At 70.2% G+C, this 12708-nt stretch carries 9 protein-coding genes and 1 pseudogene; 3 read left to right on the top strand and 7 right to left on the bottom strand.

All coding sequences use genetic code 11. The features are described 5' to 3' along the window. From AB5J56_RS07555 to AB5J56_RS07545, 3 genes are all read right to left on the bottom strand, one after another. The gene (locus AB5J56_RS07555) at positions 1 to 1260 is read right to left on the bottom strand and encodes an aspartate aminotransferase family protein (protein ID WP_369231284.1); all 1260 of its coding nucleotides are present in this window, start codon (positions 1258 to 1260) and stop codon (positions 1 to 3) included. Between the two features lie 12 nt (positions 1261 to 1272). Further along, complete coding sequence (locus tag AB5J56_RS07550; RefSeq protein ID WP_369231282.1) at positions 1273 to 2409, bottom strand: acyl-CoA dehydrogenase family protein; 1137 nt, start codon at positions 2407 to 2409, stop codon at positions 1273 to 1275. A gap of 112 nt (positions 2410 to 2521) precedes the next feature. Further along, positions 2522 to 4183 carry an aldehyde dehydrogenase gene (locus tag AB5J56_RS07545; RefSeq protein ID WP_369242421.1) on the bottom strand — a complete coding sequence of 554 codons (1662 nt, stop codon included), beginning with the start codon at positions 4181 to 4183 and terminating at the stop codon, positions 2522 to 2524. A gap of 200 nt (positions 4184 to 4383) precedes the next feature. Between AB5J56_RS07545 and AB5J56_RS07540 the strand changes: the two genes are divergently transcribed. Next, a complete protein-coding gene (locus tag AB5J56_RS07540) occupies positions 4384 to 5397 on the top strand; it encodes a bifunctional lysylphosphatidylglycerol flippase/synthetase MprF (protein WP_369231280.1) in 1014 nt (337 codons plus the stop codon). 223 nt (positions 5398 to 5620) lie between these two features. Here AB5J56_RS07540 and AB5J56_RS07535 read toward each other — a convergent pair whose 3' ends face one another. The 4 genes and pseudogenes from AB5J56_RS07535 to dnaN all read right to left on the bottom strand — a co-directional run bounded on the left by AB5J56_RS07535 (position 5621) and on the right by dnaN (position 9730). After that, complete coding sequence (locus AB5J56_RS07535; RefSeq protein WP_369242419.1) at positions 5621 to 6103, bottom strand: AfsR/SARP family transcriptional regulator; 483 nt, start codon at positions 6101 to 6103, stop codon at positions 5621 to 5623. 6 nt (positions 6104 to 6109) lie between these two features. Then, a pseudogene (locus AB5J56_RS07530) lies at positions 6110 to 6298 on the bottom strand (winged helix-turn-helix domain-containing protein); the annotation flags it as partial. Positions 6299 to 6581: 283 nt separating this feature from the next. After that, positions 6582 to 8405: a sigma-54-dependent Fis family transcriptional regulator gene (locus AB5J56_RS07525; protein ID WP_369231278.1), complete on the bottom strand. Its 1824-nt coding sequence runs from the start codon at positions 8403 to 8405 to the stop codon at positions 6582 to 6584. A gap of 110 nt (positions 8406 to 8515) precedes the next feature. Then, the gene (gene dnaN / locus AB5J56_RS07520; protein ID WP_369231276.1) at positions 8516 to 9730 is read right to left on the bottom strand and encodes a DNA polymerase III subunit beta; all 1215 of its coding nucleotides are present in this window, start codon (positions 9728 to 9730) and stop codon (positions 8516 to 8518) included. A 246-nt stretch (positions 9731 to 9976) separates the two neighbouring features. Between dnaN and AB5J56_RS07515 the strand changes: the two genes are divergently transcribed. Further along, entirely contained in the window at positions 9977 to 11737 is a 1761-nt protein-coding gene (locus tag AB5J56_RS07515) for an FAD-dependent oxidoreductase (protein ID WP_369231274.1), read from the top strand. A gap of 31 nt (positions 11738 to 11768) precedes the next feature. Then, complete coding sequence (locus AB5J56_RS07510; RefSeq protein WP_369231273.1) at positions 11769 to 12698, top strand: intradiol ring-cleavage dioxygenase; 930 nt, start codon at positions 11769 to 11771, stop codon at positions 12696 to 12698. Positions 12699 to 12708: the final 10 nt, after the last annotated feature.

Genomic DNA, 12708 nt, shown 5'->3' with positions numbered 1-12708 from the left:
TCACCTTCCATAGCGGGCGGACTGCGCACGGCAGGCCCGGTCGAGCGCTTCGTAGAGGAAGTCGAGATCGCCGCGGGTGAGTACGGCGGGCGGGGTCAGGCGCAGCACCAGATGCGAGTTGAGGGAGTGGTTGGCTATCACCCCGTGCTGGATCAGCTCGATGAGCAGGTCGCCCGCGGGGCCCGGATCCGCGAACTCGATGCCGAGCAGCAGACCCCGGCCGCGCACCTCCCGTACCGCGGCGCCGTAGTGCCCGCGGACGATCCGGCGCAGTACGTTGAGGATCTCCTCGCCCAACACCCGTGCTCGTGCGATGAGTTCGTCGTCGTGGAGGGCCGCCAGGGCGCCCCGCACGGCGGCCATGGCGAGTGGGGCGCCCGAGAACGTCGACGTGTGCAGATACGGGTCGCGGTCGAAGGTCGCGTACGCCTCCGGGGTGGCCAGCAGCGCCGAGACGGGGACGACCCCGCCCCCGAGCCCCTTGCCGGTCAGCAGCAGGTCCGGGGAGATGCCCTCGGCGTCCGCGCCCCACCAGGAGCCGAGCCGCCCCAGACCCGTCTGGATCTCGTCGAGGACGAGCAGCGCGCCGTACTCCCGGCAGAGGTCGGCCACGGCCCGCAGATAGCCGGGCGGCGGGACGACCACCCCGGCCTCGCCCTGCACCGGCTCGACGAAGACGCAGGCCTCGCCGGGAGCGGCGGCCAGCACCTCGCGCAACGGCTCCACCTCCCCGTACGGGATGTGGGTCGTGTCGGGCAGCAGAGGGCGGAAGGGCGCCTGGAAGACGTCCCTGCCGGTGAGGCTCAGGGCGCCCATCGTCTTGCCGTGGTAGCCGTCGGCCATCGCGACGAGCCGGGTCCTGCCCCGGGTGCGGGCCACCTTGATCGCGGCCTCCACGGCCTCGGCTCCGGAACCCGCGAAGTGCACGCGCTCCAGGCCCGGCGGCGCCACTGCCACCAGTTCGTCGGCGGCCAGCGCGGCCTGCGGTTCCAGGAAGAGGCGGGTGGCCACCGGGTGGGTGTGCAGTTGTTCGGTCACGTACCGCAGGACGGTGGGGTGCCGGGCGCCGGTCAGGAAGACGCCGTAGCCGCCGCAATTGAGGAAACGACTGCCATCGGATGTGGTGACCCACGCCCCCTGGGAGGCGATTTCTACGTGGCCGCCAAACATCTCGCCCAGGGTCGCGCGGCCTTTGCTCAGCCGGGTCCGGTACAGGCGGCCGAGTGCCTCGCGGGTCGTCTCGGGCGGTGCCAGTGTCATCAGTCGCCTACCTCACGCCAGCCGCAGCGGCTGCCCCGCCACGTGCTCCAGGAACGGGGCGGCGAAGCTCGCCCGGGACGGAGGATGGAAGGCGAGTGCGTGCGAGACGGCGGCGAGGTAGGCGACCTCGGACGACGTGACGAAGGCCATGCCGCCGAGCATCTCGACCGCTCGGGGCACCGCGTCGCCGAGGGCGTCCTGTACGGCGTAGCGGGCCACCAGCGTCTTGGCGAGCGCCTCGTTGCCGGTCTCGCCGTCGCGCAGCATGCGGGCCACGTTCTCCAGGAGCAGTTGCGCCGCTTCGAGCCGGGTCGCCAGTGCCGCGCGCTCCGGCACACTGCCGCGTTCCCGGGCCAGTGCCCGCTCCACCAGAGCGCTGACCGCGCCCAGGTAGCAGGCGGAGATCAGCAGCTCGAACCAGAGGAAGCCCACCGTCTGCAGTTCGTCCAGCTCACCGGGATCGGCCGCCGCGGTGCGCATCAACAGCTGCTCGTCGACGAAGACATGGGACAGTCGCACCTCGTCGCTCTCCGCCCCGGCCAGTGCCCAGCTCTTCCAGAACGGGTGGACGCTGATGCCCTCGGTGAGCCGTGGCAGCAGCAGCACGGCCAGTTCCGTGCCGTCGCCCTCGGTGGGCAGCGCCACGCTCGCCGTCAGCAGGTCCATGGAAGCGGACAGGCTGCACGGCTTCTTGCTGCCGCTCACCAGGTAGCCGCCGTCCACCGGCCGGGCCTGCACCGTCGGCGCGAGAATGCCCTGCCCCGGCCGGCCCTCGGCGAAGCCGGAGGCCACCAACAGCCGCTGCTCCGCGATGCCTTCGAGCAGCGCCCACTCCATGCCGCTGCTCTTGACACTGTCGGCGAGGGTGAACAGGGTGGCGACGGAGAAGTGGTGCATGGTCGTCGCCACGGCCAGCGACGGCGACACCGCGCCGACCGCGCGGACGACGGCGAGCGCCTGGAGTGGGTCGGCGCCGCCGCCCTGGTAGGTCTTCGGAATGACAAGCCCCGGGCCGCCACAGGCCCGGAAGTGGTCGAGCGCCGGACTGCCCGGCGCCTCCCTTTCCGCCAGTGGTATCAATTCGAGTTTGTCGAGCAGGCCGGGGAGGAACGACTCGCAGATCCCCCGGGCATGGTGCATGGAACGCATGAATGTCCTCGAACTCTCGTGACTCGCGTGTGTCTGAGGCATGTTGGATCTCTGGTGGGCCAGGCCGGATCAGCCATCGGGCGCCGTAGGGGGCAGGCCTTCGCCCGGTGTGTCAGGCAGACCTTCGCCCCGTGCCGAAGACGGCGTCGCGGGGGCGGATTCCGGCCGGTGCCACGCTCACGCCCTGCACATGGGTGGTGCGCAGGGTCGGGTAGTTGGCCTCCCCGAACACGCCGCCGGTCAGACCGGTGCCACCGTGCGAGGGCAGATAGGGCAGGAAGCCGATGTGGGAGTCGTTGACCTTCAGCAGCCCGCCCTCGGTGACGCGGTCGACGAACCGGTCGATCACCGTGCGGTCGCAGGCCCACAGCGAGTTGCGCAGACCGTAGCCGTTGCTGTTGACGAAGCCGATGAACCGCTTCAACAGCCGTTCGTCGTCGTCCGGTTCGGCGACGATCACCGGCAGCAGCGGGAAGAACGTCTCATGGCGTACGGCCGTCATCCGCCGGGCGTCGGTCAGGCCGCGGACCAGCACGACGGTGGGCTCCAGGAAGATGCCGGCGCCGTCCCGGGTGCCGTCGACCCGCATCGCATGGCCGCCGCAGACGAGCTCGGCGCCGTGCAGCAGCGCCTCGTCGAGGCAGGAGAAGAACTTCTCGTTGCGCAGCACCGGTGTGAGCAGTACGCCCTCGTCGCCCGGGTGTCCGGGCCGGATGCGCCGCGTCTGCCGGATCAGCTCCTCCAGGAGCCGGTCGGCCACATCGGGGTGGACCAGCACCTGGTTGGGGATCATGCACAGCTGGCCCGAGCCGAAGAAGCCCTCGGTCAGCGCCTCGGCGGCCAGTTCGACGTCGGCGTCCTTCCAGACGGTCACCACGTCGTTGCCGGCGAGTTCGAGGATCGGCTTCTTCGCGGCGGCCACGCACCGCTCCTGGAAGCGGATCCCGGCCTCGCTGCTGCCGAAGTACATGATGTCGTCGACGAGCGGACTCGCCAGCCAGGCATTGAGCATCGGACCGGGATCGCCGCAGACCACCCCGAGAGTGCCGGGCGGAGCCCCCACTTCCGCCAGCACCGGGGCCACCAGCTCCTGCAGTGCGTACATGACACCCAACGGACCGCTTCGTGGGGCGCGTACGACCAGGGCGTTGCCCGCGAAGATCGCGTGCACGCCGAGCAGGGCACTGGCCATCGGGGCGTTCTGCGGCGGGTTCAGGCAGACCACACCGTCCGGCCTGCGGCGCACGGAGATCTCCCGGGCGCCGTGCCGGAACTCCTGGTGCAGTTGCGCATGATAGAAACCGACGGACTCGGGACCCCAGCACTCCAGCATGCCGGAGACCTGCCAGCGGGCGAGCACCCGCGGGTGACCCTCCTGGACCAGGATCTCCTCGATCTCGTCGGCCCGTTCGGCGATCCGGCGGTGCAGCAGCGCACACATCCGGTCGAGCCGGACGTCCAGCGGTGTGGCGCCCCACTCGGGCGCGGCCTCCGCGGCCGCCTCCAGGGCCAGTTGCACCGTCTGGGGGCCCGCCTTCGCGACCCGCCCGACGATCGAGGGCGGCAACTCCCGTGCCGGCACGTATCCCTTCTCCAGCTTGCGCTTGAGCGTCAGGCTGCTGAACGCGTCGTCCAGCAGCGCGGCCGCGTCGACGACGTACACCCACTGGTCTTCCGCGATGTTCTTCCCGTCGATGTACGAGCCGTAAGTCCGCGCCCCCGCACCGAGTTTCACTTCACCTGCCCCAAGCGAAGCACGCGTCTTCGCCTGCATTCCGGTCACACCGGCCCCCGTTTTCCTTCCGCCCGGGAATTGATCCGGACGGTGTACTTGAGCATGGGTCGAACGTTGGTTTCGACAAACTCGCAGCCGGCGCTGAGAAGGTCCTGACACGGGACGGAGACGGGCGTTTCAGCGGCATCGAAGGACCGTGCGCAAGGTTGGGGAGTGGGCGGACGACAGGGGGACGGTAAATGTCAATGGCCCGGGAGACGGTCACATCGCGGACGACCGCGTACGACACGGTCCTGTTCGCGCTGCGCGCCTGTGCGGAGAATCCCAGCGCGTTCCTCGCCCTCAACTCGGGGAACGAGTACTTCACCCGGCCCGGAACCCTCGGTGTGGTGGTGTTCCGCAGGGCGGGCCGTCATCTGATCCAATTCGGCGGCCCCTTCGCCGCAGAGCCGGACCGCCCCGAACTTCTGGGCGCCTTCCTGGAATTCGCGCGTGAGAACCGCCGCAAGGTCGCCGCCGTGCAACTCCAGCGCGCCGACGCCGACCTCTACGCCCGCTCGGGATTCACGGTGAACCAGATCGGCAGCTCCTACGCCCTCCACCTGCCCGAGTTCACTCTCAAGGGCTCGCGCTTCGTGAAGCTGCGCAACAAGATCTCCCGGGCCCGGCGCGGCGGCCTGGAGGTGTGTGAGGCGGAACTCGGTGAGCTGAGCGACGAGGTGGGCGCGGTCGACCGGGAGTGGCTGCGGGCCAAGGGGCGCCATGTGAAGGAGATCGAGTTCCTCATCGGCGAATTGGGCGGCCCGGCGCAGGCCGAACGCCGGCTCTTCGTGGGCCGTGTCGAGGGGCGGGTCGTCGCCTACATCTCGTACGTCCCCGCGTACGGCACCCGCTCCGGGTGGCTGCACGATCTGAGCCGCCGGGTGCCGGGCGGTGTGCCCGGCCTGCTGGAAGCGGTCAACGTGCGGGCGCTGGATACGCTTCGGGCCGAGGGTGCACAGTGGCTGCACTTCGGGTTCACCCCGTTCACCGGGCTGTCCGAGGAGCACGAGGCGGCCACGGCCAGCGCGCTCACCGGCCGCTTTCTGCGCTTCCTCGCCGCACATGGGGAGTCCGTGTACCCGGCCGCCGGCCAGCTGGCCTACAAGGAGAAGTGGGGCCCCGACCTGGTGCTTCCCGAATACCTGGCCTTCCATGGGCGGGCGCGGGCGAGCGCGGTCTGGCAACTGTTGCGCGTGACCAAGTCGGTGTGAGCGTGGGGTGTTGCCGCCCGGTGACGGGCGGGCGGCAAGGGGCCGTGACGCCCGCCCTGGGATGCGGGAGTGCCGCAGGCCGTCAACGGCGTTGTTGGGGGCGGACGGTCAACCGTCGACGGCGTTGGCAGGTGGGTGGTCAACCGTCAACGGCGGTGGCGGGGCGGACGGTCAACCGTCAACGGTGGTCGCGGGGGCGGACCGTCGACGGCCGGCGGGTGTCTCAGACCGTCAACGGCTCACGGCGCAGCACCTTCTCGAACTGCTCGCGCAGCGCGTCACCGGGCTCAAGCCCGAGACTGTCGGCGAGCCGCCGCCGGGTGCGGTGGTAGACGTCGAGCGCCTCGGCCTGCCGTCCCGAGCGGTACAGCGCGCTGATCAGCTGCTCGCAGAACCGCTCCCGCAGCGGGTAGCGATCGTGCAGCGGATGCAACTCGGTGATGATCTCGCGGTGCAGGTCCAGCAGGAGCGCGGCGTCGAAGTAGTACTCGTACGCCGCGAGCCGGGTCTCCGTGAGCCGGGTGTAGGCCATGCGGCTGATCAGGCCCTGCCCCGTGTCGAGGAGTGCGGGGCCGCGCCACAGGGCGAGGGCCCGGGTGAGGAGCAAAAGCGCCTGCGTGGGCGCGGTCCGGTACAACCCCGCGGCCTGCCGGGTGAGTTGGCAGAACAGCGCTGCGTCGATGTCGTTTTCCGGGAGCGCGAGCATATATCCAAAACTCGAGGTCTGAATCAGGTCACGCAGATTGTCCTTTCCGGTATGCGTGTCGATGATGCGGCGAAGTCGGGCGACATGACCATGCAGGGAGTTCTCCGCATTGCGCGGGAGATCCTCGCCCCACAACTCGTCGATGAGATCACTGCGCGAGACCGGTCGGTTCGGTGACAGTGCGAGTGCGGCCATGGTCGCCCGGAGTTTCTCGCCGGGTATCCGGAGCGTGACGAGGTCGTCCGTCAGTTCTAAGGGACCCAGTAGTCGGACCTTCAATGTTTCCCCCGTGATTGCTTGCCATGCGTGCCCGCGATTGCGCGAATGAACGAAACCACTCATGGACGAACACGCTCATGGACGAACGCGTGCGCAGGAACGAACGCGTGAAATAAGGGTAATTCGTGCATCGGTGGAGGAGCAACGGAAGCGGCGCAGAGGTGAGCCGTTCCACTGCGCGTGGATTCAATTGCTCCGCTCAGCCCCGATAGCCCCGCAGTTTTCGGTAGAGCGTCGCCCGGCCGATCCCCAACGCGACCGCCGCGCGGGCCTTGTTGCCGCCGTGACGACGCAGTGCCTCCAGGATCGCTGCGCGCTCGGCATGCTCCACGGGGCTGAGGCGCCGCGCCGCGGGCCCTTCCCGTACGGGATCGGGCAGTTCGTCCCGCCGCACCGGTCCCGCCACTCGACGCTGCTCTGCCAACGCCCGTACGAGGTGGGCGAGTTCTGTGATGTTGCCGGGCCAGGGGTGCTGTTCCAGGGCGCGCAGCGCGTCCCGCGTCCAGGTGAGCGGCGGCTGTCCCGGCGCGGGTTTGGGGGCCAGCTCCTGGAGCAGCGCCCTGATGTCGTCCGGGCGTTCGCGCAGCGCCGGGAGGGCGACCGAGCGGGCGGCCAGGGTGTCCAGGAGCCGCTGGAGACAGGGTCCGGGTGGCGATCCGGGTGTGTAGGTGATGAGCAGGGGGACGTTCGGGTGCTCGTCGAGGAGTGAGTTCAGGGAGGCGATGTCAGAGGGGTCGAGGCGCTCGGCGTGACGCAGGAGGTTGGGTCGACCGTCGGTCAACTCTCTGCAGACGACGGTGAGTTCACCTTCGGTGACGCCTTCTGCCGCATCCACGGTCGACAGTGCGCCCCCGGCCGACAGCTCCCGTGCCAGCAGGGTCTTCCCCGTCCCGCGCTCACCGGTCAGGAGCAGCGGTTCGCGGGTCCGGGCCAGCTCCGTCGCCCGGCCGACCGTGTGCCGCCAGGGGACGGAACGTCCGGCGAGGGTGACCGGCGGAGGCGGCGAGGGCCGGGCGGGTGCGGCCGTGGCCGGTTCGAGGACGGCGACCACGCCGATCACGGCACCCAGATGTCGTACGGGAGTGATCTCGGCGGTGCATCCGGCCCCCTCGGGCAGCTGGATGCCGTACGGCTGCGGGACGGCGTCAAGTCCCTGCCGCAGCATCGACGCCGTGCCCCGTTCCAGGGTCTCCAGGGCCTCCGGCGACAGCAGTTGCTCGGCCGCTTCGCTGATCAGGCGGTTGCGCCCGTCGAGCGCGACGGTGGCGGGCGTCTGCGGCCGGGCCGCTGCGAGATAGGCGTCGAGCAGCGCCCGCTCCACCGCCCGTGACCGCGCGAGGAGTTCGGCCTCCACCGCCGCGGTGGCTGCCTCCGCGAGTGCTGCTCCGGGATGCGGTCCGCATCCGGTGCAGAGCCCGGAGGCGACCGTCACCGTGCCGAGTACCTGTCCGGTCTCCGGCGCCAGCACGGGAACGCTGACCGCGGACACCTCCTGCCACAGGTCGAGGAAGTGCTCGGGCCCGTGCACCTCGGCACGGCGGCGCGTGCGCAACGCGAGAGCCGCGCTGTTGTGACCCACCTCCTGCTCGGACAGGCCGACGCGCCGCCTGTCACCGGACCAGTCCCCGAGCCCGTCACGGGACCGGTCCCTGAACCCTTTCCCCAGCGCGTCCCCAAGCGCCTCCCCAAGCTCATCCCCGGGCTCGCTCCCGGTCACCCAGAGCACCCGCGGTCGCTCGTCGGTGAGTACGAGCGAGGACCGTCCGGTGCCGAGCGCGGGGGCGAGCCGTTCGAGCAGGGGACGGGCCGCGGTCAGGAGAGGCGACTCGGAATGAGCGCCCGGGGAGGACGTCAGGGGCTCCCGCAGGTCGTGCGGCACACCGTAGAACCGGGCGCGCCGCCACGCGGCGACGACCTCGTCCGGTACGCCGTCGGGCAGCGGGCGCCCATCGAGGAAGCGCTCGCGTGCCTCACGCAGCGGTGTGAGGGCGAGACGGGCGGGGGAGTGCTCTGCGATGGTCACGACGCCTCCCACCGTATCGTCCAAGAATCAACCAATCGTGGTCGCCTAGACGATTCCATGGGGGGCTCCATGCGTCCGTCAGCCCGTCAGCCCGTCGCTCCGTCAAACCGTCAGCTCAGTTGCCGTACAGACATGAGCAGATGGCGGTGGTCCTCAAGCGCGGTGTCATCCCCGTCCGCCGCGCCACTGAGCAGCGTCCGCTGGCCCGGTCCCAGAAGCTCAAGGCGCACGTGCGAGGCGTTGAAGGAGGTGAGGGCTTCCAGCAAGTACACGGGGTTGAAGGCGACTGCCATGTCATCGGCGCCGGTCAATGTGGCCGCGAGCTGTTGTGAGGCGATGTCGTCCTCGTACCCCGCTTGCAGGAGGACCGTTCCCCGGGCGGAGAAGTCGAGCCGGATCGGGCTGTTCGGCTCCGCGACGACCGCGACCCGGCGGACCGCGTCGGCGAGCGCCTCCCGCTGCGTGACCGCGACGGCCGGGCTGTCCAGTGTGAACAACTTGTCGTAGCGCGGCAGCCGCCCCTCCAGCAGCCGCAGAGTCGTACGCATCCCGGCGCCCTCGAAGGCGATCAAGCCGCCGCCCGAGCCACCTGAACCGCCTTCGCCGCTCGATCCGCCTTTGCCGCCCCCGGTGTTCAGCCCGATGCGCATCAGCCCGGACTTCGCCAGCGCACGGGAGATCTCCGTCAGCCTGCGGCCGGGAACCACCACCTCCACCGCATCGGAACCCATTGCCTCCACCACGCCGGAACCCACCGCTTCGGAACCCACCGCCTCCGGTTTCCAAGGCACCGTACGCACGGCATACCGGTACCGGTCCGAAGCGGCCAGGGTCATCGACTCGCCGTCCAACCGGAGCTGAATCCCCGTGAGCACCGGGAGGGAATCGTCGCGGCCCGCGGCTGTCACGACCTGCGCCACTGCCGTCGCGAACTCCGCCGCATCCACCATCCCGCGAACGGCGGGAAGTCCGGGAAGCGTCGGGTAGTCCGCGGTGGACAAGGTCGACAGCCCGAAGCGCGTGCCGCCCCCTTCCATCGTGAAGCGCGAGCCCTCCAGCGCGCACTCCACCATCGCTTCGGGCAGCACCCGGCAGATGTCCAGCAGCCTGCGCCCCAGCACGAGCACCTGACCGGCGCTCAGCGTCTCCGCCGGGACCTCGATGCGGGCCGATGCCTCGTAGTCGAAGCCCGAAATACGCAGCCGGCCGTCCCTCGCGTCCAGCAGCAGGCCGCCCAGTACGGGGACGGGTGAACGCGTGGGCAGCGACCTGGCCGCCCAGGCCACAGCCTCGGCGAGGGCGCTTCGCTCGATCCGGAACTCCATCCGTGGATCCCCCATCGTGTCGCGTCAATCGGTCCGCGCACGCTATAGGCCGCCACTGACAACGCCCGGTTCAGCGCTCTCTGCTCAGCGCGGGGCTCCCGCCAGGTACGTGCGGTACCGGGCGGCCGTAGCCCGCTGTCTCGTAATGAGACACCCACGCCCACCGGCACCCCACCATGATCGCGAGTGTTGGTGCCTGTTCCCACCGTTGTTGGTGCCTGTTCCCACCGTCAGGAGCGTTCCTTCGTGCACACCGTCGTCGAGACCGATGTTCTGATCGTGGGCAGTGGCCCGGCCGGCGCCTCGGCGGCGCTCGCGCTCAGCACGTACGGCGTACCCAACATCGTCGTCACCCGTTACGGGAGCCTCGCCGACACGCCCCGCGCGCACATCACCAACCAGCGCACGATGGAGGTGCTGCGCGACCTCGGGGTCGAGCAGGACGTCATCGCTCAGGCCACGCCGCAGCACCTGATGGGCAACACGACCTTCTGCACCAGCCTCGCGGGCGAGGAACTGGGCCGCGTCCGCTCCTGGGGCAACGACCCGCTCGTCCAGGCCGCGCACGAACTGGCCAGCCCCACCCGTATGTGCGACATGCCCCAACACCTCATGGAACCGGTGCTCGTCGACGCGGCCGTCACCCGTGGCACCCGCCTGCGCTTCGACACCGAGTACCTGGCGCACACCCAGGACGCCGACGGCGTGACGGCCACCGTCCGGGACCGGCTGCGCGGGGACACGTACGAGATCCGCGCCAAGTACCTCATCGGCGCGGACGGCGGCCGTTCCAAGGTCGCCGAGGACGCCGGACTGCCCATGGGCGGTCAGATGGGTGTCGCGGGCAGCATCAACATCGTCTTCGACGCGGATCTCGGCAAGTACACCGCGCACCGGCCCTCCACCCTCTACTGGGTGCTCGCCCCGGGCGCCACCGTCGGCGGCATCGGCGCGGGCCTGGTGCGCAACGTCCGCCCCTGGAACGAGTGGCTCATCGTCTGGGGGTACGACGTCACGGCGGGCGCACCCGACCTGACCACCGCGTACGCCGAGTCCGTCGTCCGGCAGCTGGTCGGCGACGACGAGATCCCGGTGACCATCAAGTCGTCGTCGGCATGGACGGTCAACGAGATGTACGCCGAGACGTACTCGAACGGGCGTGTCTTCTGCGCGGGCGACGCCACGCACCGCCATCCGCCGTCGAACGGCCTCGGCTCCAACACGTCGATCCAGGACGCCCACAACCTCGCCTGGAAACTGAAGCTCGTCCTCGACGGCGCGGCGTCGTCGAAGCTTCTCGACACCTACACCGCTGAACGCGCCCCGATCGGCAGGCAGATCGTCACCCGCGCCAACAAGTCCATCGGCGAGACAGCTCCCATCTTCGAGGCCCTGGACGGGCTCTCCCCGGGGACGCCCGAGCAGCTGTGGGCCAACATCGCCGCCCGCAAGGACGCCACCGAGGCCGCCGAGAAGCAGCGCGCCGCACTGCGCGAGGCGATCGCGTTCAAGGTGTACGAGTTCAATGCGCACGGCGTCGACCTCAACCAGCGCTACTCCGCCGACGCCTCGGCCGCGATCGTCCCCGACGGCACCACGGACCCGGGCTTCGCACGCGACCCCGAGCTGTACCATCAGCCCTCCTCGCGTCCCGGCGCCAAGCTCCCGCACGCCTGGATCACCTCCGGCACCCGGACCCTGTCCACCCTGGACACGGTGGGCCGGGGCCGCTTCACACTGATCACCGGCATCGGCGGCGAGGGCTGGGTCAAGGCGGCCGGGGCCCAGGGCCAGGCCCAGGGCCTCGACATCGCGACCGTCGTCATCGGGCCCGGACAGGAGTACGAGGACCCGTACGGGGACTGGGCCCGGCTCAGCGAGGTAGCCGACTCGGGAGCCCTGCTCGTACGTCCCGACGGGTTCGTCGCCTTCCGGTACGCCACGGCGACGCAGGAGGCGGAGCAGTTGCTGACGGACGCGCTGCGGCGGATCCTCGGACATGCCTGATGGGACCGGGGGACGGCACCAGGGGAGCGGAATGACCACCGAACCGACCACGCAGACCAACAGCGACACCGACAGCACGACCCTCACCGACGCGGTCGTCGACAGCCTTCGGGGCACGGCTGACCCCCGGCTGCACCAACTGCTGGCCGCCCTGAGCCGGCATCTCCACGACTTCGTACGGGAGACCCGGCCGAGCATGGCGGAGTGGGAGCGGGCCATCGCCTTCCTCACGGCGACGGGCCGGGCCTGCACGGACACCCGGCAGGAGTTCATCCTCCTGTCGGACGTCCTCGGCGTCTCGATGCTCGTGGAGACGATCAACGGTCACAGCGGCGACGGCGCCACCACCGAGTCGACCGTCCTCGGCCCCTTCCACATGACCGAGTCACCCGTGCGCGAGCTCGGCGCGAACATCGACCTGGTGGGCACCGGCGAACCCTGCGTGGTCAGCGGCCGCGTCCTGTCCCGGGACGGCAGCCCGCTGCCCGGCGCGGTCCTCGATGTCTGGCAGGCGGACGGCGAGGGCTACTACGACGTGCAGCAGCCGGACCTTCAGCCGCCGGGCAACGGCCGGGGGCTGTTCACGGCCGACGCGGAGGGGCGTTTCCGGTTCCGTACCTGCGTTCCGAGCCCGTACCCGATCCCCACCGACGGCCCCGTCGGCGACCTGCTGCGGGCCACCGGACGGCACCCCTACCGCCCCGCCCACATCCACTTCATCGCCTCGGCGAAGGACCACGAACCCGTCACCACGCACATCTTCGTGGCGGGCAGCGACTACCTCGACTCGGACGCGGTGTTCGCCGTCAAGGAGAGCCTGGTCCAGGACTTCGCCGAGACCGACGACCCGTCCCTGGCACGGGAGTTCGGCGTGCCGAACCCGTTCCGGCACGCCCGCTTCGACCTCGTACTGGAGCCATCGGAACCATCGGAACCCTCGGCACCGCTGGAGCGCTCGTGAAGGACTTCCC

It is taken from the genome of Streptomyces sp. R21, from assembly GCF_041051975.1.
Lineage (GTDB): Bacteria > Actinomycetota > Actinomycetes > Streptomycetales > Streptomycetaceae > Streptomyces.
The sequence above is the reverse complement of the archived record's forward strand: the minus strand, read 5'-3'. Positions and strand labels throughout refer to the sequence as shown.